27 protein-coding genes are annotated in these 25,729 nt (G+C 71.1%); 14 read left to right on the top strand and 13 right to left on the bottom strand.

Annotated features, from left to right (window positions below; genetic code table 11):
- Window positions 1-46: 46 nt before the first annotated feature.
- Entirely contained in the window at window positions 47-1,483 is a 1,437-nt protein-coding gene (locus JNB50_RS21430) for an APC family permease (protein ID WP_208042165.1), read from the top strand.
- 64 nt (window positions 1,484-1,547) lie between these two features.
- Here JNB50_RS21430 and JNB50_RS21425 read toward each other — a convergent pair whose 3' ends face one another.
- Complete coding sequence (locus JNB50_RS21425) at window positions 1,548-2,108, bottom strand: hypothetical protein (RefSeq protein ID WP_208042164.1); 561 nt, start codon at window positions 2,106-2,108, stop codon at window positions 1,548-1,550.
- Window positions 2,109-2,259: 151 nt separating this feature from the next.
- On the opposite strand from JNB50_RS21425, the gene JNB50_RS21420 reads away from it, so the two are divergent.
- Window positions 2,260-2,628, top strand: a complete 369-nt coding sequence (locus JNB50_RS21420) for a hypothetical protein (protein WP_208042163.1) — start codon at window positions 2,260-2,262, stop codon at window positions 2,626-2,628.
- Window positions 2,629-2,666: 38 nt separating this feature from the next.
- Here JNB50_RS21420 and JNB50_RS21415 read toward each other — a convergent pair whose 3' ends face one another.
- The 3 genes from JNB50_RS21415 to JNB50_RS25630 all read right to left on the bottom strand — a co-directional run bounded on the left by JNB50_RS21415 (window position 2,667) and on the right by JNB50_RS25630 (window position 7,026).
- Window positions 2,667-3,554, bottom strand: a complete 888-nt coding sequence (locus tag JNB50_RS21415) for an arginase family protein (RefSeq protein ID WP_208042162.1) — start codon at window positions 3,552-3,554, stop codon at window positions 2,667-2,669.
- 113 nt (window positions 3,555-3,667) lie between these two features.
- Window positions 3,668-4,984, bottom strand: a complete 1,317-nt coding sequence (locus JNB50_RS21410; RefSeq protein ID WP_208042161.1) for an esterase family protein — start codon at window positions 4,982-4,984, stop codon at window positions 3,668-3,670.
- Between the two features lie 8 nt (window positions 4,985-4,992).
- Window positions 4,993-7,026 carry a bifunctional lysylphosphatidylglycerol flippase/synthetase MprF gene (locus JNB50_RS25630; RefSeq protein ID WP_208042160.1) on the bottom strand — a complete coding sequence of 678 codons (2,034 nt, stop codon included), beginning with the start codon at window positions 7,024-7,026 and terminating at the stop codon, window positions 4,993-4,995.
- Window positions 7,027-7,301: 275 nt separating this feature from the next.
- On the opposite strand from JNB50_RS25630, the gene JNB50_RS21400 reads away from it, so the two are divergent.
- Together JNB50_RS21400 and JNB50_RS21395 are read left to right on the top strand one after the other, a co-directional pair.
- On the top strand, window positions 7,302-7,559 hold the full coding sequence (locus JNB50_RS21400) for a hypothetical protein (RefSeq protein ID WP_208042159.1): 258 nt from the start codon (window positions 7,302-7,304) through the stop codon (window positions 7,557-7,559).
- The gene (locus tag JNB50_RS21395) at window positions 7,556-8,071 is read left to right on the top strand and encodes a hypothetical protein (protein WP_208042158.1); all 516 of its coding nucleotides are present in this window, start codon (window positions 7,556-7,558) and stop codon (window positions 8,069-8,071) included. The genes JNB50_RS21400 and JNB50_RS21395 overlap by 4 nt, the downstream gene beginning before the upstream one ends.
- A gap of 17 nt (window positions 8,072-8,088) precedes the next feature.
- On the opposite strand, the gene JNB50_RS25625 is transcribed toward JNB50_RS21395, so the two are convergent.
- The 6 genes from JNB50_RS25625 to JNB50_RS21365 all read right to left on the bottom strand — a co-directional run bounded on the left by JNB50_RS25625 (window position 8,089) and on the right by JNB50_RS21365 (window position 12,892).
- A complete protein-coding gene (locus JNB50_RS25625; protein WP_208042157.1) occupies window positions 8,089-9,210 on the bottom strand; it encodes a sensor histidine kinase in 1,122 nt (373 codons plus the stop codon).
- On the bottom strand, window positions 9,207-9,884 hold the full coding sequence (locus JNB50_RS25870; RefSeq protein ID WP_208042156.1) for a response regulator transcription factor: 678 nt from the start codon (window positions 9,882-9,884) through the stop codon (window positions 9,207-9,209). The genes JNB50_RS25625 and JNB50_RS25870 overlap by 4 nt, the downstream gene beginning before the upstream one ends.
- An 87-nt stretch (window positions 9,885-9,971) precedes the next feature.
- Entirely contained in the window at window positions 9,972-10,367 is a 396-nt protein-coding gene (locus tag JNB50_RS21380) for a DUF2834 domain-containing protein (protein WP_208042155.1), read from the bottom strand.
- Window positions 10,364-11,335 (bottom strand): hypothetical protein, encoded by a 972-nt coding sequence (locus tag JNB50_RS21375; protein WP_243768793.1) that lies wholly within the window; start codon window positions 11,333-11,335, stop codon window positions 10,364-10,366. The genes JNB50_RS21380 and JNB50_RS21375 overlap by 4 nt, the downstream gene beginning before the upstream one ends.
- A complete protein-coding gene (locus JNB50_RS21370) occupies window positions 11,332-11,958 on the bottom strand; it encodes a MerR family transcriptional regulator (RefSeq protein WP_208042154.1) in 627 nt (208 codons plus the stop codon). Before JNB50_RS21370 ends, JNB50_RS21375 begins: the two co-directional genes overlap by 4 nt.
- 67 nt (window positions 11,959-12,025) lie before the next feature.
- Window positions 12,026-12,892, bottom strand: a complete 867-nt coding sequence (locus JNB50_RS21365; protein ID WP_208042153.1) for a sigma-70 family RNA polymerase sigma factor — start codon at window positions 12,890-12,892, stop codon at window positions 12,026-12,028.
- Window positions 12,893-12,999: 107 nt separating this feature from the next.
- On the opposite strand from JNB50_RS21365, the gene JNB50_RS21360 reads away from it, so the two are divergent.
- Together JNB50_RS21360 and JNB50_RS21355 are read left to right on the top strand one after the other, a co-directional pair.
- Window positions 13,000-13,512: a carboxymuconolactone decarboxylase family protein gene (locus tag JNB50_RS21360; RefSeq protein WP_208042152.1), complete on the top strand. Its 513-nt coding sequence runs from the start codon at window positions 13,000-13,002 to the stop codon at window positions 13,510-13,512.
- Between the two features lie 38 nt (window positions 13,513-13,550).
- Window positions 13,551-14,000, top strand: coding sequence for an SRPBCC family protein (locus JNB50_RS21355; protein ID WP_208042151.1), 450 nt, complete (start codon window positions 13,551-13,553; stop codon window positions 13,998-14,000).
- Here JNB50_RS21355 and JNB50_RS21350 read toward each other — a convergent pair.
- On the bottom strand, window positions 13,997-14,977 hold the full coding sequence (locus JNB50_RS21350; protein WP_208042150.1) for a S9 family peptidase: 981 nt from the start codon (window positions 14,975-14,977) through the stop codon (window positions 13,997-13,999). The two genes, JNB50_RS21355 and JNB50_RS21350, sit on opposite strands and share 4 nt — an antisense overlap.
- A 211-nt stretch (window positions 14,978-15,188) precedes the next feature.
- On the opposite strand from JNB50_RS21350, the gene JNB50_RS21345 reads away from it, so the two are divergent.
- Window positions 15,189-15,920, top strand: coding sequence for a cohesin domain-containing protein (locus JNB50_RS21345; RefSeq protein ID WP_243768792.1), 732 nt, complete (start codon window positions 15,189-15,191; stop codon window positions 15,918-15,920).
- A gap of 35 nt (window positions 15,921-15,955) precedes the next feature.
- Window positions 15,956-17,818: an amidase family protein gene (locus JNB50_RS21340; RefSeq protein WP_208042149.1), complete on the top strand. Its 1,863-nt coding sequence runs from the start codon at window positions 15,956-15,958 to the stop codon at window positions 17,816-17,818.
- 68 nt (window positions 17,819-17,886) lie between these two features.
- On the opposite strand, the gene JNB50_RS21335 is transcribed toward JNB50_RS21340, so the two are convergent.
- Entirely contained in the window at window positions 17,887-18,690 is an 804-nt protein-coding gene (locus JNB50_RS21335) for an SDR family oxidoreductase (protein WP_208042148.1), read from the bottom strand.
- Between the two features lie 4 nt (window positions 18,691-18,694).
- Window positions 18,695-19,255 carry a MarR family winged helix-turn-helix transcriptional regulator gene (locus JNB50_RS21330; protein ID WP_208042147.1) on the bottom strand — a complete coding sequence of 187 codons (561 nt, stop codon included), beginning with the start codon at window positions 19,253-19,255 and terminating at the stop codon, window positions 18,695-18,697.
- A gap of 88 nt (window positions 19,256-19,343) precedes the next feature.
- On the opposite strand from JNB50_RS21330, the gene JNB50_RS21325 reads away from it, so the two are divergent.
- From JNB50_RS21325 to JNB50_RS21300, 6 genes are all read left to right on the top strand, one after another.
- Window positions 19,344-20,249, top strand: coding sequence for a MurR/RpiR family transcriptional regulator (locus tag JNB50_RS21325; protein ID WP_208042146.1), 906 nt, complete (start codon window positions 19,344-19,346; stop codon window positions 20,247-20,249).
- A 132-nt stretch (window positions 20,250-20,381) separates the two neighbouring features.
- A complete protein-coding gene (locus JNB50_RS21320; protein WP_208042145.1) occupies window positions 20,382-21,512 on the top strand; it encodes an ABC transporter ATP-binding protein in 1,131 nt (376 codons plus the stop codon).
- Window positions 21,513-21,592: 80 nt separating this feature from the next.
- Window positions 21,593-22,963 carry an extracellular solute-binding protein gene (locus tag JNB50_RS21315; RefSeq protein ID WP_208042144.1) on the top strand — a complete coding sequence of 457 codons (1,371 nt, stop codon included), beginning with the start codon at window positions 21,593-21,595 and terminating at the stop codon, window positions 22,961-22,963.
- A gap of 46 nt (window positions 22,964-23,009) precedes the next feature.
- On the top strand, window positions 23,010-23,801 hold the full coding sequence (locus JNB50_RS21310) for a tyrosine-protein phosphatase (RefSeq protein ID WP_208042143.1): 792 nt from the start codon (window positions 23,010-23,012) through the stop codon (window positions 23,799-23,801).
- A 17-nt stretch (window positions 23,802-23,818) separates the two neighbouring features.
- Window positions 23,819-24,721, top strand: coding sequence for a phosphodiesterase (locus JNB50_RS21305; RefSeq protein WP_208042142.1), 903 nt, complete (start codon window positions 23,819-23,821; stop codon window positions 24,719-24,721).
- 19 nt (window positions 24,722-24,740) lie between these two features.
- Window positions 24,741-25,721 carry a carbohydrate ABC transporter permease gene (locus tag JNB50_RS21300; RefSeq protein ID WP_208042141.1) on the top strand — a complete coding sequence of 327 codons (981 nt, stop codon included), beginning with the start codon at window positions 24,741-24,743 and terminating at the stop codon, window positions 25,719-25,721.
- Window positions 25,722-25,729: the final 8 nt, after the last annotated feature.

The raw sequence follows: 25,729 nt of genomic DNA, 5'->3' as shown, positions 1-25,729 counted from the left end.
CCCACGCCCCCACCCCGAACGCCCCGAACAGACTCACAGGAGAGCCATGTCAACCACCCAGAGCAAGGCGGCAACCCCGGCCGCCGACGCCGGCCTGCGGCACGGCGTCATGAGCGGCCCCGAGCTGGCCGCCCAGGCGATCGCGAACATCGCGCCGAGCGCCGTCATCGCCTTCACCGCCGCCGCGATCTTCGTCGGCGCGGGCAACGGCACCATCTACTCGTTCCTGCTGGCCACCATCGTGATCCTGTGCGTGGGCTACTGCGTCGTGGTCTTCGCCCGCAAGCACGCCTCGGCCGGCTCGCTCTACACCTACGTCGCGAAGGGCCTCGGCCCGACCGGCGCCTACCTGGCCGGCGTCACGCTCGTCATCGGCTGCTGGGGCATCGCCGCCGGCTCGCTGGGCGGCGCGGTGTCGTACTTCAACCAGTTCCTCGTCCTGCTCGGCGTCCCGGCGGGAGGCGCCGGCTGGTACATCGGGCTGGCGATCGTGCTGGGCGGCCTGGCGACGCTGTTCACCATCCGCGGCATCCGCCTCTCGGCCCGCGTCTCGCTCGTGCTCGAGCTGGTCTCGGTCACGATCATCACCATCCTGCTGATCGCCGCCCTCGTCTGGGCCGGCCCGAGCGCCTGGGACCCGGCCCAGGTGATCGCGCAGGGCTCGTCGTTCCAGGGCGTCGCCGCCGGCATGGTGCTCGGCATCCTCGGCTTCGTCGGCTTCTCGTCCGCCGACGCGCTCGGTCGCGAGGCCAAGAACCCGTACACCGCCATCCCGCGCGCCATCATGTGGAGCGCCGTCGTCGTCGGCGTGCTCTACGTCTTCGCCGCCTACACCCAGATCGCGGTGCTGCACGAGCACCTCGCCACCAGCGCCAGCCCGCTGGAGGACATCGCGAAGCTGATCGGGATGCCGTCGTGGTTCGCGCCCATCCTCACCTTCGGCGTCGGCGCCTCGTTCTTCGCCGTCGTGGTCGCCCCGCTCAACGTGGTGGGCCGGGTCATGTACGTGATGGGCAAGGAGGGCGTCCTCCCCGAGCGCTTCGGCCGCACCCACGAGCGTCACCTCACGCCGCACCGCGTCCTCCTGGTCGCCGGCCCAGCCGCGATCCTGCTCGACGTGATCCTGCTGGCCGTCGGCTCGAACCCGATGGACATCACGGTCTGGGTGGACACCTACGGCACCTACGGCTACATGGTCGCCTACGCGCTGGTCGCGATCGCCTGCATCGCCTACACGCGCCGCGCCGGCATGCGGAACAAGCTGGTGTGGGTGTGCGCGGTCGTCGCCGTCGCCGCGATGGCGTACGTGTTCTTCGCGAACGTCTGGCCGGTGCCCGCCTTCCCGCTCAACGTGATCCCGTACCTGTTCCTGCTGACCCTGGTCGCGGCCGTGCTCTGGTTCGTCTACCTGAAGCGTCGCCGGCCGGAGGTCATCCAGAACATCGGCAACACCGAGACGGACGCGCTGGAGGGCGTGGGGTAATCCCGCCCAGCCACCGACTGCCCGTACCGGCCGCCCCCCTTCGGCCGGTGCGGGCGCTTTCGTCTCACCCGCGTGGCCAGGACCGCCACGCCAGCACGCAGAACGCCGCGAGCATCAGCAGGTCGGCGGCCACGGCGAGCAGGTCGAGCCGCAGGAGCCGCGCGAGCGGGAAGAGCACGGCCGCGGCGCACAACAGGCCGGCTGCCCAGCGCGGCGAGAGCCCGGTCGTCCAGTGCAGGACGCCGAGGCTCAGCAGCGCGAGCGGGAAGACCGGACCCGACAGCAGCAGCACGGCGGCACCCCACGGCGGGTAGTCCGCGAACGCGTCCAGCGCCGCCCGGTCGGCGACGCCGAACACGCCCTCGAAGAAGCCCTGCAGGCCGAAGGCGATCGTGCCGAACATCCCCAGCTGCACCAGCAGCAGCCACAGGCCCGCGACGCGCGGCACCAGCGGTCGCAGCCTCCCGTACTCGCCGACGAGGCCGTAGACCCAGGGGACCGTCGACGCGGCGATCAGCATCCCTCCGACCATCCCGTAGTGCCCGTCGACCCAGAACAGCGGGGACAGTGCGAACAGTGCCGGCCCGACGACGAGCCCGAGGGCCTGCAGTCGCGCGATCAGCATGCCGGGATGCTACCGCCGGGGCGTCCGGGCGGGAGGGGGTGAACGAATTCCAGACCGTCGGGCTCGGTACGATCGGTGTGGTGATGTACGCCGTCGGCTTCACTGTGCCGCGAAGCGACTTCACGCCGCGAGCCACCCCGAGAGGACTCACGTGTCTGACCGAAACGATCTGCAGGTGACGGCCGACTCGCTCATTGTGAGACCACGCGGCTGGGATCGCCTGTGGTGCTGCCGACGTGAAGTGGTGGTCCCTCTGAGGAGCATCACTTCTGTCAGCGTCGAGCGGACTCCGAGCAGAATCCCCACCGGATGGCGTGGCCCCGGCCTGGACTTCATGGGGAGGCTGTCCGGCACCTTTCACCCGAACGGTGAACGTCACTTCTGGAATTACTCGGGTAGTGGTGAAGCACTCGGAATCGCCATCGCCGAGGGGCAGCACTTCCAGCAGCTGTATCTCTCGGTGCACGACGCGGAGCAGACGAAACGTCACCTCCAGGAGGCGTTGACCGCCCTGGCCTGACCGACTGCCCCTGGACTCATCCCGCGCCCTCGCCTTCGTCACCCCCGCGGAAGGAGCGGTGTCAGCATCTCGACGATGAGCTGGGCGGAGGTGCTGAAACGGTCGGTGGGGTCGTGCTCCAGCTCGCTGATCTCCAGGCCGACCACGCGCTCGCCGGCGAGCGTGCGAGCCGTCTCCACGACCGCGTCGATCGTGAGGCCGCCCGCCACCTGGAAGTCGGTCGGGACGATGCCGGGCCGCAGGACGTCGGCCGAGAAGTGCACGAAGACCTCGCGGCCGGCGATCGTCGCGGCCAGCTCATCCTGCAGCCGTGGCCCGGTGGCGACCTGCCTGATGGGCGAGTTGGCGATCACATGCTTCTCCGCCCTGTCGAGGTCGCGGGCGCCGAGCAGGATGACGTTCGACAGCGCGAGGTCGCCCCCGAGGCCGGACGGCCACAGGCCCGTCGCTCCGGCGAGGGCCATCCCGCTCAGGTCGCCGGTGCGGGTGGTGCCCGGCGTGTGCAGGCACGGGTGGGCGCCCATCCACACCACCGCGGCGTCGGGGAACGCGCGCGCGACGGCGGGGAGGGTGGCGATGGCCGCCGCGTTCCTGGTGACGCAGAAGGCGCTGAATCGGCTGGTCTTCAGAGACCGCGCCGCCATCTCGCCCAGCGCGTCCAGCTCGGGTCGCGACTGCTGGAGGGCGGCACGCCAGCCGAGGCTGCGTGCCTGCGCGGCCGATCCCTCGCCGACGACGGATGCCGGAGTGTCGAGGCGACGCCCGAGCTCGAGCGCCAGTGCGAGCGTGGCCTGCCTGGCGCGGTCGTTGTGACCGGAGACGCCGTCCACGAACGCGGTCACGGAGGCGCGCGCGACGGGGGCGGCCACCGGGAGCCGCGGGACAGCGGCGGCGGGAGTCGCGGCGACCTCGATGAGGGAGTTCATTTCAACAGGCGCCTTTCGGGTCAGCGCGCGGGAACGATGGAGTCAGGCTACGTGCAGTCGGACGGGCGCAGCCCCACCCAGAAGTGGTGCCGCCCGGGTGGGGTGTCTCGTCGTCACCCGTCACGGGCCGGTTCTCCCGGCCGGGAGAGATCCATGACGGGGTAGACGACGGCGAAGGCGGCGTGCAGGCCTTCGAGCAGCGCGCGCAGGCCGTGGCCTCCCGAGGGCAGGGCAGTCAGGGTGACGCTCATCCCCGCTGCTTTCGCGGCTGCCGACACCGTGCGGGCGACGCCGTAGTAGTGCGGGTCGTCGAGGCACGCGGTGAACACGGCGGTCGTCGACGGCAACTGCTTCCCCGCCAGGATGGTGAGCGGCTTCGCCGCGTCGTACGACGCCTGACTGTTCGCGAAGAGGTCGTGGAGGGCCAGGCGAGGATTGCTCGAGCCGGGGTACTCCTCGCCGGAGACGTCGATGATCGACCGGAACAGGTCGGGACGCTTGCTGCCGATCGAGATCGCGCACTGACCACCGTTGGAGTATCCGGCGATGGTCCAGAACCGGTGATCTCTGACGACGTTCAAGCGCGCGCGGATGAACGCGGGCACGTCCTCCGTCAGGTAGGTGTACACCTTGCCGAAACGGGCGGAGTCGACGCAACCGGTGTCGGGGGTTCCCGGGCCGAGCTGGTCGGCGACGACGACGATCGGTGCGAGGCCGTTGTTGTGCTGCGCGTACGCGTCGAGCACCCTCCCGATCGGGCTGGGGTCGGGATTGCCCGGCTGCCCCATCAGCATCAACACCACCGGCAGCGGAGGAGGATTGGACGTGCGCGCCGCCGGCGGCAGGTAGATCCCCGCGGAGCGCGCGTGGAAGCCACTGATCGTCGCCGGGATCTCCACCGTGCCCTGTTCGCCGGTCTGCGGCATCCCCGCGGGCGGGCGCCAGTGTGACCAGAGTGCCCCGACCCCGGAGGAGTCGCCGTCGGCCGAGGGTGGCGCCAGGCGCACCGGATGCGGGACGACGACGTTGAGAAGGTTGCCGACGGTCCGGTTCAGCCCGAACGAGGCGTTGATCCCGAGTGCTCCGCAGACCAGGAACACGACGACAGCGGCCGAGGCGACGATGCGCCGCCACAAGCGGGCTCGGTAGAGCGACACGATGGCGACGGCGACCGCCATGCAGGTCGCGGCCGTCCACAGGTAGGTGGCGATCCCCAGGGAGCCGCCGAACAGATCCAGCCAGCGCACGCAGACCAGCCAGAGGAGCACGGCGGACGCCCCGCCCGCGACGACCGCGATCGCAAGGGCACGCAGCCAACGACGGGTGGGAGGCCGGACCAGGAGCAGCACGAGCGCTGCCGCGCCCAGCACGAAGGCGGTGATCGGGACCAGCCCGTCGAGGATGTCGAGGGAGAGGAACGCTTCGAGCATCTGCGGCGTCAGCGCTGCCCGTTGAGGCGGCCGGCGAGCTGCGCGTCCGGCCTCGGCCGGTGGAGGGCCTGAAGCCTGACGAGGTCGCCGAACCCGAGGGTCGGGGCGTAGGCGTGCGCCAGAGCTGGGCCGATCCTGGGCAGCTGCGAGTGCCGCGGATAGAGCATCCAGAGCGGGCGCTTCTCTGGGAGGAACTTCTCCTTGAAGCGGCGCAGCGTCCGGAACCCGTACGCGGGCTCCAGCAGCCGCACGATGCTCGCCGAGAGGCGCGAGAGGAGGGTGCGCTGCGTGCCGTGCGGCGCGAGCGGCGTGCCGGAGAGACTGATCTCCTCCAGGCCGTCCGCGATGGCACGGAGGGCGGTGGAGACGATGAGGAACTCCATCACCCCGGGCATCGCGCGGTCGTCGCGCCGCATCACGTCGAGCGTCCAGCCGTGCAGCTCGCCTTCGCGGAAGACCGGGAGCCAGCTGGTGACGCCGTGCACGCGGCCGTTGCGATCGACGGCGACCATGAGGAACGTGTCGGGGTCCGCGAGCTCGTCCAGCCCGCCGAGGGTGAAGGTCATCTCGGGCAGCGAGGTGCCGGAGCGCCGCGACCTGCAGATCGACGTGACCTGGTCGCGGACGGCGACAGGGAGATCGTCGTAACGGTTCCAGCGGGCCTCGATGCCCTCCCGCTCCGCCCGGTTCATCGCGGTCCGGAGGTCTTGGCGACGCTTGCCGGAGAGCTGGAACCCCGCCAGCGGGAGCACCGCTTCGACCCCGACAGGGACCCGTGCCCAGCCGAGCTCGCCCGCGAGGTCGGCGACCTCGTCGTGCACGCTGTAGAACACGGGAACCCAGCCCTGTCGCTCGCAATGCGCGGCGAAACCACGCACGGTCTCTGTCATGCGGTCATCGTGGCAGATCGGATCGGACACCGTGAACGCGACGCCCCGGCTGACCCGGTAGGCCACGACCGCCCCGTCGTCGGCGAACCACAGCGAGTTGCCGTCCCAGGTCGCCATGTGCGCGAGCGAGCCCGCGCCGGCCTCGCGCGCCGTGAGACGCAGGAGCGCCCGATCGGCCGGCGACGGAGTCGGGGCCTTCTTGCGCAGCAGGGCGCGCGCCGTCACGGCCAGCACGATCGCGGCGACGGCCGGGAGGAGAGCGACGGCGAAGACCGTGACGCCCCACTCGATGTCCTCGGGGGTGAGGGCGGACCATTGCAGCCCGCTGTCGTCGCCGATCAGCTGGATCGCCGTGACCGTCAGGACCACGGCGACGGCGACGAGCACGACGAGCGCGAGAGCGAGGGTGCGGCGGCGGCCGTTCAGCACCAGCAGGGCGCTGCCGATGAGCGCCAGCCCGACCGCGGCGGTCAGCTGCGGATCGAGCGAGTAGGCGACAGCGGTGCTGACACCGGCGGCGTACGGCGCGACGAGCGTCGTGATGACGCTGGCCCCGACCAGGATGAGGACAGCGCTGATCGAGCGCCGCAGGCGCGCCCGCGCCGAGCTGCCCCACTGCCACTCGCTCGTGCCGCTCAGCCCGATCGATCCGGCGAGGATGCCGAAGGCGACGGCCAGCACGCGTGCGACGTCCGACGCGTGCCCGTTCGCGAGCATCAGTGCCACCGCGCCGCCCACCGTGAACCAGCGCAGCGTCGTCCTGGTCCTCGGCTTCATCCGGGCGCTCGCCGCACCGAGCAGAGCAGCGGTCGCGACCGACGGCGCCCACAACGGATGCTGCAGCGCCTCCGTCGAGAACGCCTCGCCCAGTCGCGACGCGGCGGTCAGTGCGCCCCAGGTCGCGAGGAGCGCCGCCGCGGTGCTCACGGAGCCGGCCAGGAGGGCGACGAAGGTGCCGAGAAGCCGCTCGGCCAGTGCCATCGCCGCGACGAGCACGATCCAGAAGACGAAACCGATCCACGGCGCGGGGAACGCGGGCTCGTTCACGGTCTGCAGACGCAGCGCCGCCGCCCCGATCGCGAAGATCGTGACGGCGATCGTGGCCGGAAACTGCAGCAGGACGGACGCGTGCCGGGCGATGGTGGTTCTCACCCTCTCAGGCTGGCAGCCGGGCCGCGCGACCGGATCGGCCGAGCAGCGGATTGCTCCCGCCGGTCGGGTGGTCCGCATCCGTCGCAGGGATGATCCGCCCTCGACCGTCCGGGCGGCCGCCGGGCCACGCGGGCCTCCGGTCGCCGCATCGCACTGCCCGCCGATCGTCCGGGCGCGGCCACCAGTCGGCGGGTGCGCTCCGCCGGGAGCGGCTTCGAGCATGGAGGGGAGGCGTTCGCTCCGGAGCGCCGTCGACCCGTGCGGAGGACGAGACCATGCAGACCAGGGACGTCACGCTCATCGCCGACCTGGCGGAGTCGATCCGCCTGGCGTCGCCCGTGCAGAAGGACCTCCAGGCCGCCGAGCTGATCGGCCACCTGATCGGCTCGCAGCCCGACGCCCTGTACTACCTGGTGCAGACAGTCATCGACCGCCAGGAGCCGGGCGACCGCACGACGACCGACGCCGTGGGAGGGGCGCCCGCTTCGGGCAAGACCTTCCGCGGGCTCGTCGAGCGACTGGCCCGCAAGTGAGGACGACCGTCGGGGCTGTCGTCGTCGCGCTCGTCCTGGCGCTGCTCACGGGCTGCGGCTCGGCGCAGCCCGACCGGACGGACGGCGTCGGCGACGGGCTCGTCCTCCCGTCGCTCTCGGTGCGGCACCACGCGCTCGACCCGTACGCGTACGGTTACCGCCTGGATGGCGCGACTCGCAGGAGCATGAGGGACGCGCACGCCGGCCGGCAGCATGTCGCGGTGTCGACGCGTGATCGGTTGCGCCTGCGGCTGGTCAGCGGCTTCCGCGCGCGTGTGCTCTATGTCGGGGCCTTCGAGCACCTCGACGCGCACGGAGGACCGACCGATGGGGGCGACCAGTACGACTGCCTGACCGGGCCGGCGTGCACGCAGACGCCGCGGGCGGGCAGCCTCTCGATCGAGGTGCCGATCCGGGCGACCACCCGCGCGATCGTGGCGCGTTCGCGCTTCGAGCTCCCCGACCACGGCACCCTCGACGTCGTGTGGAGGTTCGAGCTGCAGCAGACCTGAGGGCGTCCCGCCCGGGCTCAGTGCACGGGGAAGCTCACCCGCACCGCGTACCCGCCGTCGGGTCCGGCGCCTGCGGAGAAGTCCCCGCCGAGCAGTTCACTGCGTTCGCGCAGCCCGACCAGTCCGACCCGCGACCCGGGAAGCCCCAGCGGCCGGTGCACGGCAGGTCCGTTCGTGATCTCGGCGCCGACCGCGACGGCGCCCTGGTGCAGCACGACGGTGACCGGCGCACCGGGAGCGTGCTTGCGCGCGTTGGTGAGCGCCTCCTGCACCGTGCGGTAGATGGCGCGCTGGACAGGTGCCGGCACCTCGGGGGAGAGCGTGCCCGTCAGGGTGACCTCCATGCCGCTGTTCGTGATGAGCGTCTGGATGTCGGCCATGGTCGGCTGCGGCGTGAGTCCGGGGCTCGACGAGCCCGCCATCCGCAGGACGGCGACCATCGTGCGCAGTTCGTCCAGCGTCGTCACGCTCAGCTCGCGGATCGTCTCGGCGCCCGCGCGCCCCTCCTCCGTCGTGGCGATGACGCGCAGGGCCGCCGCCTGCACGGCGATGAGGCTGACCTGGTGCGAGACGACATCGTGCATCTCCCTCGCCAGCTGCGCGCGCTCGCGGGCGAGGAGCGACTCGGCGTAGAGGCTCTGCTCGTGCTCTTTGGAGCGCCGGATCTCGACGAGCTGTCTGGCGAGGTCGCCGCGCGCCTCCACCAGCTGCCCGAGGATGACCGGCGTCGCCGCGGTCGCCAGCTGGTACACGAAGTAGACGAACACCCCCACCTGATCGACTTTGTCCGCGCCCGCGAACGGCCAGGGCAGTGCGCTCGCCACGGCGAAGAGCGCGGCGCAGCCGACCAGCAGCCAGCGATTGCGCGTCCGCCGTGACAGCGTGAAGAGGGCGATCATCGGGGCGGCGACGAGCCCTTCGGACAGCGTCGCCGGGATGGTCAGCAGGAACACGATCAGGGGGAACCGGCGCCGCAGCAGCAGGGCGCCGCACGCCAGCACGATCCCGGCGATCTCGATCGGGGGAAGCGGCCGGTCACCCCAGGCCGCCAGCACGGCGTCGAGTGCGGCGAGCAGGACGGCGAGCACATCGACGACGGGGGCGGGGAGGCGCTGCCACAGGGCTGCGATGCGGCTCACGATCCCGCCGACCCCGCCGATCGGTCCTGCCGCGTGAGGAGACCGGACCGCTGCGCGGCCAGCGCCGCCTGGACGCGGCTGCTCACGCCCAGCTTGGCCAGGATCGCGCTGACGTGGTCCTTCACCGTGCCGGCGCCCAGGAACAGCCGCTGCCCGATGTCGGTGTTCGAGAGGCCCTCGGCGACCAGGACGAGCACGTCGCGTTCGCGGTCGGTGAGGAGATCGACTCTGGCCGCCTCCTCGTCGAGCACGCTCGCGAACGCCGGGTGGTTCTGCACCAGCGACTGGGAGGCCTTGGGCGAGAGGACCACGCCGCCCCCCGCGAGCACCCGCACGAAGTCGGCGAGCTGGCGCGGCTCGGTGTCCTTCAGGACGAAGCCGGAGGCTCCCAGGCGGAACGCGGTCAGGATGTACTCGTCCGCGTCGAAGGTGGTCAGCATCGCCACCGCCGGCCGCGGGCTGATCCGCCGGATGCTGTTGAGCACGGCCAGTCCGTCGACATCCGGCATGCGGATGTCGAGCAGGAGCACGTCGGGCTTCTCGGCCTGGATGACCTGGAGGGCCTCCCCTCCCGTGCCCGTGCCGACGACGGAGATGTCGTCGACGGAGTTCAGGATCAGGCTGAAGCCGGAACGCACCAGCGCTTCATCGTCGATCACGACCACCCGGATCACGCGGACCTCCCGTCGCTCTCGACCGCACGCCGATCTTCCAACGCTACCCGGCCGGTGCCGGTGTCCGCAGACGGCCGGTCGGCCGGATCACCCCGCCGACCGACGGGGTGATCCTGCCCGGTCGTTCATCGCCTCCCGGCTCGCCAGGCACCGCTCGCGCATCGCGAGGAACAGCGGCAGCGCGAAGGCCAGGGCGACCAGCGGGATCAGCACGAGGTAGATCCAGACGCGACGCATGCCGATGCGCCGCGACTCGATCACCATGAAGACGGCGGAGGCGACGGCCGCGACCAGCACGTCGATCGTGAGCGACACCACAGCGGGGCCGCTGCCGATCCAGTCGCCGACATAGTCGCGGTGCTCGGCGATCGCGACGATGTTGTAGGTCCAGGTCCCGACCAGGCCGAGGATCGCGAGCACGAGATAGGCGGTCGCGCGGCCGTTCCAGGTGCCGGTCGCCCGGCGGTCGGCGTGGGCGGTCACCGGCCGGCTCCGACCGGGTCGGGCGCGCGGCGGGAGGCGGACTGTTCGTGCGACCGTGGCCTGCGCCCGACCAGTATCACCAGCGCCGCGGCGACCACGCCGCCGAGTGCCAGAGCCCAGCCTCCCCAGAGGAACACCCCGTCCGGCCGGACGATCGACTGACCGGCGAGCGCCTGGAACGTGACGAGGGCGACCGTGCCGGCGTACACCGTCGTCGCGACGATCACGAGCCGCAGGCGCACGCGGTCGTCGGCGAGCGGCCGCCAGTGCCGTCCGGCCCAGCCGAGCAGGATGGCGAAAAGCGGCAGCAGCTGCAGCGCGTGCATCCCGACGAAGTGCGGGATGCGCAGGTCGCCGCCGACCGTGCTCCAGCCGAGCAGCGGCAGGCCGGGGCCGCCATCGGGGAGACCGACCGTGTGTGCCCCGGCGATCCCCTGGAAATCGTGGAGCTGCTGCGACGTGGGACCGGTCATCAGGTACGCGAGGCCCATGCCCACGAGTGCGATCACCGCGCCGGCGCGCACGGCGAGCGTCGTGGACGCGGACGGCAGGCGCAGGAAGAAGACCGCGATCGTGGTCAGGAAGGTGCAGACGTAGAGCACGGTGATCGAGACGGCCATGGTCGCCCAGATCGCCGACGCGAGCGGCGTCGAGACGTTGAAGTGACTGGTGGTCCCGGCGGCGGCGGCGCCGAGGATCAGCGCCTGCTCCACGATCAGGGCGACGGCGATGACGGTCCCCGCGATGTGCGCGGGTCGCCGCCACCGCGGCAGGTGGGCGATGAGCCAGGCCCAGGTCACGCTGTAGAGCAGGATCGAGATCGAGAACTTGAGGGGCTTGTCCCACACGTCGAGGCCGGTGACCTGCCGGGGGTCGACGAGGAGGCCGAGGAGGCAGACGAGGGTGCTCACGAGCATCAGCGCGGCGACCGTCATGAGCGGACGGTGCCACGCGAAGACGGATTTCATGGCGTTCTTCTTTCGGTCGTGACGACGGCCTGCGCCATCCGGCGCAGGCCGAGTGCGAGGGTGTCCCCGAGTACCGTGCCGACGACGACCAGCTCGGTCATGCGCGCGGGATCGGGGAGGACGCCGACCGTGTCGAGGTCGGCTTCGGCCTGCAGCCGCGCGGCGGCCGCATAGCTGTCGAGGTAGGCGTCGGGCAGGGGGAAGCCGGCGTTGTCGAACGCGTCGATCACCTGGGCGGCGATGCCGCGGCCGATGTTGTCGTCGCAGTCGTGCCAGCCGGCGCGGGCGATGAGCGCGTCCACCCGCGCGAGAGCCGGCGCACTCGGCGGGGCGACATCAGGGACGGCGGAGCGGGAGACCGCCTGCTGGGCGGCGTCGAAGGCGTTGATCACCGGGGCGTCGGGCGCGTCGAGCGCGTCGAGCACTGTCCGTACGGCGGCGATGGAGAGCTTGCCGACCTCCAGCATCGCCCGGATCAGCTTCAGCCGGCGCGCGTGCTCGTCGGTGTACTCCGTGCGATTGCCGCCGACCCGCTCGCCGGCCGGCAGCAGGTTCTCGCGCACGTAATACTTGATGGTCGCGGCCGGCGTCCCGGTCCGCTCGGAGAGTTCGGAGATGAGCACGCGCTGATAGTAGCACTACCGGTAGCGACGCTACCAGTGTCGATGGTGCCTCATTCGGGGCCGTTCGTCACGCCGGCAGGTCGATTCTGGCGAGGCGCTCCGGGCCCGCGTACGCGTCGATCCCGCCGATGCGGTCGCCCTCCACCCGGAACGCCATCATCGACACCGCGCGACCGGCCACGACGACCAGCACGCCCGGGAGGCCGTCGACGAGCACCGGCTGCAGGACCGCACCCGGATTCGCGAACATCAGGGCGCGCGACGCGATCTGCGCGGAACCGCGGATGACCGACGCCACGGAGCCTCCGTCATCGACCTGGAGCACGGCATCCGGCGCGAGCGTGGCCACGAGGGCGTCGAAGTCGCCCTCGCGCGCGGCGGCGAAGAACGCGTCGACGAGACGGCGGCCGCCCCGCCGCCCCGGCGCACCTCTGTCGGCCCGAGCCGTGACCCGGCGCCGTGCGCGGCTGGCCAGCTGTCGTGTCGCCTCGGGGGAGCGTCCCAGCAGCTCCCCGATCTGCTCGAACGGCACGCCGAACGTGTCGTGCAGCACGAACGCCACGCGCTCGGAGGGGCTGAGCGAGTCGAGCACCAGCAGGAGCGCGGTCTCCACGGCGTCGGAGAGCTGCGCGGCCGCTTCGGGGTCGAGCGCGGGTGCGGGCTCGACGATCGGTTCGGAGACCTCGTCGTCGAAGGTCGACTCGGCGCGGGTCGCCCGCGCGCGCAGGATGTTGAGGCACACGCGCGCATTCACGGTGGTGAGCCAGGCGTCCAGGTTGTCGATCCCGTCCGTACCGGTCCGGGCGAGTCTCAGCCAGGTCTCCTGCACCGCGTCGTCGGCGTCGGCGTCCGAGCCGAGCATGCGGTACGCGAGGTGATGGAGGCGGGTGCGGTGTTCCTCGAATCGTTCTGCGAGAACGTGCTGGGCGTCCATGTCACGTTTCCTTCCGGTCGCGGGTCGACAGTGTGTCCGGCGAAATGACCACCCGCACGACGGAAACGTGACAACCGGACACCCGTACATCGAAAAGGAGAGAGATCGTGACCGACACTACCCAGCTTCAGACCCAGCATCAGCGACGCGACGCCATCGTGGAGGTCATGGCGCGGATGCCGCATCCGGCGTTCCTGCTCGAGGGCGGCATGGACGCCCTCACCGCACTCAGCGCCGTGGGCCGGTCGACGGAACTGCCCGCCGGCATCCTCCACCTGGTGACGCTGCGGGCGAGTCAGATCAACGGCTGCTCGTGGTGCACCGTCGAGCACACGCGCGAGCTGCGCGAACTCGACGGCGACAGCGACGAGCGCATCGCCGCTGTCGCCGCCTGGCGAGAGACGTCGTACTTCACGCAACGGGAGCGGGCGGCGCTCGCCCTGACCGAGGCGGTCACCCGGGTGGCCGACCGACCCGATCCCGTGCCGGACGCGCTCTGGGATGAGGTCTCTACCGTCTTCACGAACCGGGAGATCGCCGCGCTGCTGTTCACCATCGGTGCGATCAACGTGTGGAATCGCATCAACGCGGCGATCCGCCAACCCGCGGGGCGGCGGTGATCTGACCGCCCCGCGCCCGGAGGGTGCATCATGCTGTCGTGTCCCGTTCACTCATCGGCCGCCTGCGCGTGCCGCTCCCGCCGGCCGACGCGTTCGTGCTGTTCACCGCGATCGGCGAACGCGAATGGGTGCACGGCTGGGAGCCGCGCTTCCCACGGCCCGTCGGCGACGACACGGAGCCCGGTTCCGTCTTCGTGACCGATGACCACGGCGGCAGCACCGTCTGGGTCGTGACCGCGCGCGACCGGCCTTGGCTGATCTCGTACGCCCGTGTCACACCGGGCGACCGCGCCGGCACGGTGACGGTGCGGCTCGCGCCCGCGGGTGAGGAGGGCGAGCACTCCGACGTGGAGGTCGCCTACGAGCTGACGGCGCTGACGCCGGAGGCGGAGCACGACCTCCGGCGGTTCGCGGAGGGGTACGCCGCCTTTCTCGCGTCGTGGGAGCGGGACATCGCCGCGTACCTGTCGAAGCGTCCCGGCGGCTAGATCCCGAACAGCGACCGCAACCAGGTGAGGATGATCGTCAGGCTCTCCGGGTCGAGCACCGTGCCGTCGTCGTTGTAGCCGTTGCCCGGCGACGCCGCCACCTCCGCGGGTGTGCGGGTGTCGTGTTTGAGGACGTGGTTCGCGTGCGGCGGGAAGGCGAAGGTCACGTCCGGCTTCCCGGTCGTGGCCGCCCGCAGCGGATCGCCGTCGGCGTGCACATCGACCTGGAGGTCGCGCCCGCCGATCAGCACCAGCGCAGGGATGCTCAGCTCCGGGAGCAGGTCGCGAGCGGACTCCCGCCACAGCTCCCGCGCGAACGGGAGGTTCGCCGGGGTGTCGAAGGCCGCCAGCACCGTCCGGATGCTCTCCGGAAGGGCGGGATCCGGGTCCATGGGGTCGCCCGCCGCGTACCGGTCGGCCGCAGCCCGCACCTGCGCCAGGACGTCGTCGCCGTTCGGGAGCTGCGCGGTCTGGAGGGCGAGCTGGGTGAGCAGGACCTCCCCGACGGGACGTCCGGGCGGGGCGGCGAGCACGACTCCGACGAAGGGCGGGCGGTCGGCTCCCATCGCGTAGTGCAGCACGTGCAGCGTTCCCTCGCTGTTGCCGAAACCGACGATGCGCGTCGCGTCGACGAAGTCTTCGGCGGCGACGGTGCGGACGGCGGCGGCGAGCTCGTCCAGATGCGAGCGCATGCTCATGGTCCCGATCAGCTTCGGGAGGTTCTCGCGCACGTGCGGGCCGGAGGCCCGCTTGTCGTACCTGATCGACGCGATGCCCGTATCGGCCAGCGCCTCCGCCAGCAACCGCCCGCTGCCGTTGCTTCCGGGGATGAGCGGCGAGCACCAGTCCCGATCGGTCGGTCCGCTGCCGGCGACGAACACCACGGCGGGGAACGGTCCATCCCCGTCCGGTCGGGTGACGGTCGCGAACATCTCGATTCCGTCGAGCAGCCAGGAGACCTCGGACGAAGTGTGCATAGGCGCATTGTTCCACCGCTGTCCCATGCACACGGCTGTCCTCCAGGGAGGCCCGTCCCAATCTGTGTAATCACTCAGAAACACGATCGCGCTCTGCCGGTAATAGCGGGTCCGTAACGTCCTCCTCGTCGATGGAGCCGCTCTTCAGCATCTCCGGCTGACAGCGGGCATCGGCCGTCCCCCTGTGTCGAACGAGGAAGGCCCCACCCGAATGCACCAGAAACCCAGGCGACTCGTGCGCCTTCTCGCGGTCGCCGGCGCGATCGCCGCGGGCCTCGGCCTCGCGGTGAGCGCAGCCGTGCCCGCCATCGCCGCCCCGGCGAAGTCCAGTGTCACCGTCTCCGCGCCCGCGTCCGTCACCGAGGGTGACACGTTCGATGTGACCGTGACCCTGCACGGGACGGCCGACGTCTACGGATTCGATGCGGTCGTCGCCTTCGATCCGGCCGTCGCCGCCTACGTCGATGGAAGCGCCGTCGCCCCGGCAGGCGGATTCGACTCCGTCCACACCGGCCCGGGCACCGTCGAGCTGGCTTCCACCCGGCTCGGCACCTCGCCCGCGCTCTCCGGGGACATCGCCTTCACGCTCAGATTCTCGGCAGTCGCCGCCGGCTCGACGGTGTTCTCGCTGAGCACCCTCTCGCTGGTGGACGCCGCCTCGACGGTCACGGCGTCGACGAACGACGCCTCGAGCCCGGCCGTGACGGTCGAGCCGGCGGCCGTCCCCACCCCGACGCCCACTCCCACGCCGAGCGCGGCCCCGGCGGCCGGCACCGATCCTGCGGATCCGGTCGGCTCCACCGCTGCCACCTCGGCCGACGACCTCGCGTCGACCGGATCGGATGTGACGCCGTTCGCGCTCGCCGCGCTCGCCCTCGTCATCGTGGGTGCCGCCGCCGTCCTCGTGGTCGTGCGCCGCCGCCGCACGGGAGACGCCCGATGATCCCCGCCCGCCCCCTCAGAAGGAGCACCGCAGCCATGCACACCCGAAGCACCCGCCGCCGTGCCGCCGCAACCGCCACCGGTGCCGTCGCCGCGCTCGCCGCGCTCATCGCCGCGGGCGTCGTCGCCCCAGCCGCGACCGCTGTCCCGACGGGCGACGCCGCCCCGGCGGCCGCGGCAGGCGCGTTCCTCGCGCCGTACTACACCGCCCTCGATCTGACCGGTGATCAGCAGGTCACCACGGCCGACCTCGACGTGCTCGCCGCGCACCTCGGTGAGACGAGCGCCTCCCCGGGCTGGCCCGCGGTCGCCGCGGCCGACGTGAACGGCGACGGCGTGATCACCGTCGCGGACCTTTCCGGTCTCGCTCAGCGGATGATCTACGATGACGGCCCGTTCGAGCTGGTGGAGGCGTCCGCACTCGAGATGCAGGCCGCCATGAACGCCGGCGTGACGACGTCGGTGAAGATCACGCAGGAGTACCTGGATCGGATCGCGGCGCTGGACCGCACGGTCGTCGACACCGGGGCAGGGGGTCGCGCGCTCAACTCGATCATCGCCACCAACGCGCGGGCGCTGACGATCGCGGCCCAGGCCGACGCGACGCGCGCGCAGAAGGGCATGACCAGCCCGCTGCTCGGCATCCCGATCGCGGTCAAGGACAACTACGACACCGTCGACATGCCGACGACCGGCGGCTGCGGCTGCTGGGACGGCAACCAGACCAGCGACGATGCGACCATGGTGAAACGCCTGCGCGCCGCCGGCGCCGTCATCCTCGCCAAGGCCAGCCTCGACGAGTTCGCGTACGGCTTCGTGTCGGAGTTCTCCTCCGGCCAGGATGCGGGTAAGACGCTCTTGGTCGCCAGCCCGCTGAACACCGCGAAGACGGCGGGCGGCTCCAGCGGCGGCACCGGTGCGGCCATCGCGGCCAACTTCGCGGGGATCGGATTCGGCACCGACACCGGCGGCTCGATCCGAGTTCCGTCGACGTACAACTCGCTCGTCGGCATCCGCCCGACCGTGGGGCTCGCCAGCCGTGAGGGCATCATCCCGCTTGCGCTCAGCCAAGACACCGGCGGCCCGATCGCGCGCAGTGTCACCGACGCGGCCATCGCGCTCGACGCGGTCACCGGGGTGGATGCGGCGGACCCGATCACCGCTGAGCAGACCGGCCGGGTGCCGACCTCCTACACGACGGCGCTCGACCCCTCCGCGCTGAAGGGCAAGCGGATCGGTATCGTCACGTCGATGCTCGGCAGCAACGCCACGGTCACGCGGCTGTGGGCCGACGCCAAGGCGACGTTCGTCGCGCAGGGCGCGACCGTCGTCGAGATCACCTCGGTGCCCTCGGCCTTCACGGCGACGCTGAACGAGGGCAGCGGAAGCACGAACGAGTTCAAGCACGACCTGAACGTGTACATCCAGAACCACCTCGACCCGTCGGTCACCAACCGATCGATCGCCGACATCGTGGCCTCCGGCAGGAACGTCGCCTCCCGGAACCCCACGTACACCTCGAGGAACAACGTGACGGAGAGCCAGTACCAGGCCTGGGCGGGGCCGAGCGGTACGCACACCGCGGCGATCGCGCTGGGCAACGCCACCGTCACCCAGCTGATGAACGACAACACACTGGACGCCCTCGTCTATCCGAGCGGCTCGCCGTACAACACCATCGGCACGAACATGCGCCTCAGCCCCAATACGGGCATGCCGGCGATCACGGTGCCGATGGGCCAGGCGACCGCTGCCGACGTCACCGTCACCGGCGCGAACGTCAACCTCGAGTTCCTCGGGCGTGACTACGACGAGAGCGGCATCATCGGCCTCGCCTACTCCTTCGAGCAGGCCAGCCACGCCCGTGCGACCGCGTCGCTCTACGGCCCGCTGAAGTAACGCTCGACGACGAAACGGAGGCCCCGGACGCCGATCGGCGTCCGGGGCCTCCGTTCAACCGGGCTCGACTATCGGCCGGAGTCGTTCCAGGACCAGATGTCGTCCCCGCGGAGCGTGGCATCCGCCCCGCCGTCGTCGTAGATGACCTGGCCGGCGAGGTGCGAGTTCTCGACACTGGTCAGCCAGATCAGCAGGTTCGCGACTGACTCCGGTGGCTGGTGGTAGTTCAGCGGCATCGGCACGGCGGCGTCCACCATGGCGGCGCCCTCCGGCGTCTTCAGGAGGTCGGCCGTCATCGGGGTGATGACCGTGCCGGGTGCGACGGCGTTGAGCGGGATGCCGGCGCCGGCCCAGGCGGGCGTGATCGACTCGCGGCGCACCCAGCGCGCGAGCGCGCGCTTGGACGACGGGTAGACCAGGTAGCCGACCTCCGGACCCTGCTCGGCGAGCTCGGCGGCGATCCGCAGCGCGCTCGCCTCGTCGCCGGCCAGAGCGGCCTCCACCATCTCGACGGAGTTCGGCTGGAGCGAGGCCATCGACGAGACGACGGCGGCTCGCGGCGCGTCCGACGCGGCCAGCGCGGGCAGCAGGGCGGTGAGGAGCTCGGTCACCCCGAAGTAGTTGACCGAGATGGTCTTCGGGACGGGAGCGGAGATGCCGGCGCACGCGATCACGGCGTCGATGGTGCCGCCGGCGAGCTCGATCGCCCGGGCGGCGGCGTCGGCGCGCCCTTCCGGCACGGACAGGTCGGCCTCGATGTCGGCGTTCCTCAGGTCGATGCCGATCACGCGCTCGCCGCGTTCGGCGAGGAGCCGCGCGGTCGTCGCGCCGATGCCCGACGCGGATCCGGTGACCACGTAAGTGCGGGTCATGGTGTTACCTCTCTTCTCTCTCCACGGGACCGTTGCCCGTGGACGGCTGGTCTGCGCTCGCCGGGCTCTCTGCGTGCGCCGTGCTCTCGCTGCGCGCCGTGCTCTCGCCATCGACGGTGAGCGACGAGACGAACCGCGACAGGTCGCGGGCGAACGCTCCCGTGCTCGCGGCGTCCCACTGCGCGAGGGCGCCCTGCACGATGGCGATGCCCTCTCCGACGAGGCGCCGATAGGCCTCCGCCCCTGCCGGCGACAGCGAGACGATGGCGGCGCGCGCGTCTGCGGCGTCCGACGCACGGCTGACGAGCCCGGCGTTCTCGAGCCGGCGCAGCTGCTTGCTCATGGTCGGCCGGCTGAGGCGCAGGGTGTCGGCGAGCGTGCTCGCGCGCTGCGGACCCTGCTGGCCCAGCGTGTACAACGGCTGCACGTCGACGGGATCGACGGTGACGCCGGCACGCCGGGCGATCGTCTCCTGCACCGCGACCGACCCCCAGTTGGCGACGAGCAGCGTCAGCGCGGCGAGCAGTTCGCGCTCGGGGGAGTCGGGGGAGTCGGAGTCGGGCACGCGGGCAGTCTACGCCTGATAGTTGCCTGAGGCAACCAATTGGGTGCCCCGTCCCCACCCGTTCCCCCTCTCGTGATAAACACGCCGTATGACTGACTCCCCGCGCGCCGATCCGCCCTTCGGCGGCACCCTCGCCTACATCGACTCGGTGATCCCCGCCCTGGTGCCGAGCGAGCAGCGGGTGGCGCGGGCCATCTTGGAGAGCCCGGAGGATGTCGCGATGATGTCGGCCGCCGATCTGGCCGCACGCACGGGGACGTCCAACGCCACCGTCATCCGTGCCTCGCAGAGCCTGGGGTTCAAGGGGTTCCAGCATCTGCGGCTGCTGCTGCTGCGCGACATCCCGTCGCGGACCGAGCAGGAGGTCGTCGACCACGAGGGCGCGCCGCGGGAGTGGCTGCCGTCGATGTTCCGGGCGGCGGGGGAGGAGCTGGCCAACGCGCTCGCTCCGCTCGACTTCGACGAGTTCGATCGCGCCGTCGCCGCGATGGCGGGTGCCCGTCGGCTGCTGATCATCGGCAACGGCGGGTCGGCGCCGATCGCGCAGCTCGCGACGCTCGGATTCCTCAACTCCAGCCGGCCGAGCGAGGCGCCGGCCGACGCGATCATCCAGCAGCTGGCCGCGCGGTCGCTGGGCGCCGGGGACGTGTGCGTGTGCATCAGCGGCAGCGGGTCGAACCCGGTCACCCTGAGCTCGGCGGAGGCCGCGCGCGCGGCGGGCGCGACCGTGGTGGGGGTCACCGGCTACCAGCGGTCGCGGCTGCGGGAGCTGTCCGACATCACTCTGGTGTGCGGGTCGGCGATCTCCAAGTGGTCGACGGGGCTCATCACCGGAAACGTCGCGCACGTCCTGCTGTTCGCCGCCCTCGAGCTGGCGATCTCGGCCGCAGGGGGGCTGCCGCCCACCGACCCGGCTGTCATGGACGGCGTCATGACGCTGGTGGGCCGCGACCCCGACGACGCCGCGTCCGGGGAGGTCGGCGACATCACCTGATCCCGGGATCGTCGGCTCGTCGTCCCCTCCCGGTTGCCTGCTGTTCACCTGCGCCGCAGAGCATGCCCATGTAACGAAAATTCCTAGCTACGAAAAGCTAGGGAATGAAATTACTTGAGCAGGAGGAGCAGCGTGAGCCGCATCGAGATTCTGGGACTGACCCAGCAGTTCAAGGGACACCGGGCCGTCGACGACGTCGACCTGGTCATCGAGGACGGCGACTTCGTCGTGCTCCTCGGCCCCAGCGGGTGCGGCAAGACGACGCTGCTGCGGATGATCGCCGGGTTGCTGGAGCCGACCTCCGGGCGCATCCTGATCGACGGCCAGGACGTCACGGCGCTGCCCTCCAAGAAGCGCAACCTGGCGATGGTCTTCCAGAGCTACGCGCTCTACCCGCACCTCAGCGTCGCCAAGAACCTCGCCTTCCCGCTCGCGGTCCTCCGCACCCCCAAGGACGAACGCGACCGGCGCGTGCGGGAGGTCGCGGCCACCCTCGGGCTCGAGAAGCTCCTGCACCGCAAGCCGCGCGAGCTCTCCGGCGGCCAGCGTCAGCGCGTCGCCGTCGGCCGCGCCCTGGTGCGCCAGCCGAGCGCCTACCTGATGGACGAGCCGCTCTCGAACCTCGACGCCAAGCTGCGCACGGCGACCAGGCAGGAGCTCAGCGAGCTGCACGACCGGCTCGCCGCGACCTTCGTCTACGTCACCCACGACCAGGTGGAGGCCATGACGATGGCGACCAAGATCGTCGTCCTCGACGCCGGCCGTATCGAACAGGCCGGCACGCCGGAGGAGATCTACCACCGGCCTGCGTCCGTGTTCGTCGCCGGCTTCGTCGGCGCTCCGCCCATGAACCTCGTCCCCGGCGTCGTCGGCTCGGTCGGCGGCGTGGTCGTCTCCACGGCCCCCGGCATCGAAGCGCGGCTGTGGGAGGGCGAGGTCGACAGCCGCGAGGTCGTGATCGGCGTGCGCCCCGAGCACCTGCGGCCCGCCGACTTCGCCACCGGCGCCCTTCGCGTGGAGGGCCTGGTCGAGCGCATCGAGAACCTCGGCAGCGAGAACGTGGTCTACGTGCGCGTCGGCGACACCCTGCTGACCGCTCGCGGCGACGGGCTCGACGGGATCCGCCGCGGTGAGCCGATCGCCCTCGGCGCCGCGCTCGAGCGCATCCACCTCTTCGACCGGGCCACCGGCCGGCGCCTCGAATGGGTGCCGGACGCCGACGCCCTCCCCACTGTCGAACCATCCGTGACCGTGCCGGCCTGAGCGCCACCTCGCGCTCACCGTCACTCCCACCCCCACCCGCACACACCACCCGCACACCCCACCCAAGGAGCAGTACAGCCATGCCCATCCGCACCCGCCTGATCGCCGCGGCCGCGCTCGCGGCCGTGTCGGCCCTCGCCCTCACCGGCTGCGTCGGCGCCGGAGTCGCGTCCCCCGCGACCGACGCAGGAAGCACCGCGACCATCCCCACCCTGAAGCCCGACCAGAAGGTCTCGATCACCTTCGAGAGCTACAACCTGGCGCAGGCGGGAGCCTGGACGGACACCATCCAGGGCCTCATCAAGACCTTCGAGGAGCAGCACCCGAACATCACCGTGACCGGGCAGGCCCCTGCGGCAGCGGCCGGCGCGAACACCTCCTACATCTCCAGCGTCCAAACCGAGATGCTGGCGGGCAAGGCCCCCGACGTCGCCCAGCTCACCTTCGACGGCCTCGACTACATCGCCCACGACCTGGGGGCGCAGCCGATCTCGAAGCTGGTCGGCGCGAAGGCCGTGCAGGACGCCTTCGGCGGCACCTACCCGATGAACCCCAAGGCCACCAAGCTCGGCGACTGGAACGGCGTCACCTACGGCATCCCCTATGTCTTCTCCACCCCGGTGCTCTGGTACAACGCCACGGCGCTGGCCGACGCGGGCATCACGAACCCCGACTTCTCCACCTGGGACGGTCTCGCGAAGGTGGCCACCCAGCTCAAGGCGAAGACCGGCACCGCTCCCGTCACGATCTCGTGCACGGTGACCGGAGGCGACTGGTGCATGCAGGGCATCATCAAGTCCAACGGCGGCACGATCGTCAGCGCCGACCACAAGACCATCGGCTTCGGCGACGCCGGATCGGTTGGTGCGGTGCAGGAGATGCGCAAGCTCAACGACGCCGGCCTCCTGCAGAACCTCGACTCGACGAGCATGTACTCGGCGTTCGCCTCGGGCAAGTCGCTCATCCAGGTGCAGACCTCCGCGCTGCAGAGCATGTTCATGGCCGGCGCGAAGGCCGGCGGCTGGGAGCTCAAGAACACCACCCTCCCCGCCTTCGGCAGCAAGACCGTCGCGCCGACGAACTCGGGATCCGCGCTGTTCATCATGTCGAAGGACCCGGCCAAGCAGGCCGCCGCGTGGGAGTTCATCAAGTTCATGACGAGCCCCACGGCGTACGAGCAGATCTCCACCAAGATCGGCTACCTGCCGCTGCGCGACACCATGACCGAGGGCGACGGCCCGCTCGCCGCCTGGGCGAAGTCCAACCCGCTGGTCGCGCCGAACATCGCCCAGCTGAAGAAGCTGCAGCCGTGGGAGTCCTACCCGGGTGCGAACTACAGCCAGATCAGCACCATCTTCGCCAAGGCCGTCGAGGACTCCATCTACTACGGCAAGGACCCCAAGGCGACCATGCAGGCCGCGCAGAAGCAGGCCCAGGCACTCGTCAAGTAACGCCGCTCGTCACGTGACGCAGTCCGCCGACACCGAAGGAACCACCATGACCGACACCCTCTCCCGCCGTCCGCTGCCCGTCGAGGGCACCTACAACCTGCGCGAAGTGGGCGGCTACCGAGCCGGGGCGCGCACCGTGCGCACCGGCAAGCTCTTCCGCTCCGACGCCCTGCACGCCCTCACCCCGGGCGGCCGCCAGTCGGTGGCCGACCTCGGCATCCGCCGCGTCGTCGACCTCCGCTCGGACGACGAGGTCGCCGCGAGCCCGAGCCTCCTGCACGAGGAGGTGGTGATCGTCCACGCGCCGATCTTCACCGGAGCGGCCCAGCCGGTCGGCCTGGGGGAGGCGGAGGTCACCCTCGCCGGTGTCTACGACGTCATCGTCGACCAGCACGGCCCGCAGCTCGCGGCGGCGGTGCGCCTGATCGCCGAGTCGGGCGACGACGCGGTGCTCGTGCACTGCACGGCGGGCAAGGACCGCACGGGCCTCGTCATCGCCCTCGCCCTGCTGGCCGCCGGTGTCGACAGGGACGAGGTCGTCGCCGACTACGCGCTGACCTCCGCCAACCTCGCCGGGCCGTGGGCCGACGCGATGCTCGCCAGGATGCGGGACGCCGGCGTCGAGCTCGGCCCCGACCTCGAGGAGCTCGTGACCGCGAGCCCCGCCGAGCTGATGGAGGCCGTCATCGCCCGCTGGGACGCCGAGTGGGGTTCCCCGAACGGCTACCTGCGGGCGCACGGCTTCACCGACGCCGACCTCGCGGCCCTGACCGCTGCGCTGCTGCGCCCGGCGGACGCAGAAACTCCCACCGACACCGACACTCCCACCCAGAACTGACCAGGAAGGCGACGACGATGACCGACTACGACGCGTATCCCACCCCCGACCACTTCATCCTCCACATCAGCGACACCCACTTCGTCGAGAACCGCGGCAAGCTGCACGACATCGTCGACAGCGACGCCAACCTCGCCGAGCTGTTCGAGGGGTTCGACAAGTCGAACACCCGCCCCGAGGCGATCGTCTTCACCGGCGACATCGCCGACACCGCCGCGCCCGACGCGTACGAGCGCATCCGCGCCCTCGTCGAGCCGATCGCCGAGCGTTACGGATCGCAGCTGATCTGGGTGATGGGCAACCACGACGAGCGCGCCGCCTTCCGGGTCGGCCTGCTCGGAGAGGACGGCACCACCGAGCCCTACGACCGCGTCTACGACGTCAACGGTCTGCGTATCATCGCCCTCGACTCCACCGTCCCCGGCCAGCACTGGGGCGAGATCACCGACGAGCAGCTCGCCTGGCTCGCGGCCGAGCTGGCGACCCCGGCGCCGGACGGCACCCTGCTGGCTCTGCACCACCCGCCCATCCCCAGCCACCTCGGCCTGATCCGCCTGTTCGAGCTGCACGACCAGCCCAAGCTCGCCGACGTGATCCGCGGAACCGACGTGCGCGGAATCCTCGGCGGCCACCTGCACTACTCGACGACCGACACGTTCGCCGGCATCCCGGTGTCCGTGGCCTCTGCGACCTGCTACACCCAGGACCTGGTCATGCCGTTCCCGGCCGCCCGCGGCCAGGCGGGGGCGCAGTCGTACAACCTCGTGCACGTCTACGGCGACCACGTGCAGCATTCGGTCGTGCCGATCGGGCAGTTCCCGACCGCGTACGAGATGTCGGGAGAGGTGCTGGAGAAGTTCCTCTCGATGACCCCGGCCGAACAGCTGGCCGCCGTGCAGGCGTCCGTCGGCGCGGAGTGACGGGAGCGCGGTTCACGACATGTTCGTCACAGACGCAGGGCCGGCCCGGGTGGAGGAGGCCGCAGTCGCGGCCTCCTCGCCCGCGGCCGGCCGGCATCGCCCCGCCCGCTCGGGCAGGCGCCGCCGCATCCCGATCGCGCCGTACCTCTACGTCCTCCCCGCGATCGCGCTGCTCGGGGTGTGGATCTACCGCCCGCTCGTGGAGACCTTCCAGCTGTCGTTCTTCAGCTGGAACCTCCTGCCGACGCAGCCGCTGACACCGGTCGGCCTGCAGAACTACGCGTCCATCGTCGCGTCGCCGCAGCTGCACAACGCGCTCGTGAACACCGGCGTCTACATCGCCGCGTTCCTGGTCTTCTCGGTGGTGCTGCCGATCGCGATCGCGCTGATCTCGCGCACGGTCGGCGGCCGGGCGAAGACCGTCTACCAGGCGATCATCTTCGTGCCGTTCCTGGTGACACCCGTCGCCGCGGCGGCGGTCTGGCGCTGGCTGCTGTCCGACTCCGGCGGCGCCATCCCCACCGTGCTGCGCAGCGCGGGCATCGACATCGGCGACGTGCTGCGCTCGCCGAGCGGGGCCATCTGGGCGATCATCGCGATCGTCGGCTGGCAGATGCTCGGCTTCGGCGTCCTGGTCGTCTCGGCGGGCATCGCCGGGATCAACCCCGACTACGCGCACGCCGCCGCCATCGACGGCGCGGGAGGCTGGACCATCCTGCGCCGGATCACGCTGCCGCTGCTGTCGCCGACGATCGTGTTCCTCGTGCTCATGACGATCCTGCTGTCCGCGCAGTGGACGTACCCGATGATCGACATCCTCACCCAGGGCGGCCCGAGCGACTCGACGACCAACGTGTACTACCTGCTGTACCAGATCGGGTTCCAGAACTTCGACGCCGGAACGGCGGGGGCAGCGGGAACGCTCTTCTTCATCGTCTTCGGCCTCATCGCGCTCGGCCTGGTCGCACTGTCCGACCGGCTGTCCTTCTACGACAACTAGGAGCATCA

This window comes from Leifsonia sp. TF02-11 (assembly GCF_017565305.1).
GTDB lineage: Bacteria > Actinomycetota > Actinomycetes > Actinomycetales > Microbacteriaceae > Leifsonia.
This window is presented reverse-complemented; position numbering and strand designations above follow the sequence as displayed.

What these genes read in the sequence shown, in the direction of transcription:
- JNB50_RS21315 (WP_208042144.1), top strand. Translation starts at nt 21,593, where the DNA reads ATGCCCATCCGCACCCGCCTGATCGCCGCGGCCGCGCTCGCGGCCGTG.
- JNB50_RS21365 (WP_208042153.1), bottom strand. Translation starts at nt 12,892, where the DNA reads ATGGACGCCCAGCACGTTCTCGCAGAACGATTCGAGGAACACCGCACC.
- JNB50_RS21345 (WP_243768792.1), top strand. Translation starts at nt 15,189, where the DNA reads ATGCACCAGAAACCCAGGCGACTCGTGCGCCTTCTCGCGGTCGCCGGC.
- JNB50_RS21430 (WP_208042165.1), top strand. Translation starts at nt 47, where the DNA reads ATGTCAACCACCCAGAGCAAGGCGGCAACCCCGGCCGCCGACGCCGGC.
- JNB50_RS21415 (WP_208042162.1), bottom strand. Translation starts at nt 3,554, where the DNA reads ATGAACTCCCTCATCGAGGTCGCCGCGACTCCCGCCGCCGCTGTCCCG.
- JNB50_RS21410 (WP_208042161.1), bottom strand. Translation starts at nt 4,984, where the DNA reads ATGCTCGAAGCGTTCCTCTCCCTCGACATCCTCGACGGGCTGGTCCCG.
- JNB50_RS21305 (WP_208042142.1), top strand. Translation starts at nt 23,819, where the DNA reads ATGACCGACTACGACGCGTATCCCACCCCCGACCACTTCATCCTCCAC.
- JNB50_RS21340 (WP_208042149.1), top strand. Translation starts at nt 15,956, where the DNA reads ATGCACACCCGAAGCACCCGCCGCCGTGCCGCCGCAACCGCCACCGGT.
- JNB50_RS21425 (WP_208042164.1), bottom strand. Translation starts at nt 2,108, where the DNA reads ATGCTGATCGCGCGACTGCAGGCCCTCGGGCTCGTCGTCGGGCCGGCA.
- JNB50_RS21375 (WP_243768793.1), bottom strand. Translation starts at nt 11,335, where the DNA reads ATGAAATCCGTCTTCGCGTGGCACCGTCCGCTCATGACGGTCGCCGCG.
- JNB50_RS21300 (WP_208042141.1), top strand. Translation starts at nt 24,741, where the DNA reads ATGTTCGTCACAGACGCAGGGCCGGCCCGGGTGGAGGAGGCCGCAGTC.
- JNB50_RS21325 (WP_208042146.1), top strand. Translation starts at nt 19,344, where the DNA reads ATGACTGACTCCCCGCGCGCCGATCCGCCCTTCGGCGGCACCCTCGCC.
- JNB50_RS21335 (WP_208042148.1), bottom strand. Translation starts at nt 18,690, where the DNA reads ATGACCCGCACTTACGTGGTCACCGGATCCGCGTCGGGCATCGGCGCG.
- JNB50_RS21400 (WP_208042159.1), top strand. Translation starts at nt 7,302, where the DNA reads ATGCAGACCAGGGACGTCACGCTCATCGCCGACCTGGCGGAGTCGATC.
- JNB50_RS21310 (WP_208042143.1), top strand. Translation starts at nt 23,010, where the DNA reads ATGACCGACACCCTCTCCCGCCGTCCGCTGCCCGTCGAGGGCACCTAC.
- JNB50_RS21350 (WP_208042150.1), bottom strand. Translation starts at nt 14,977, where the DNA reads ATGCACACTTCGTCCGAGGTCTCCTGGCTGCTCGACGGAATCGAGATG.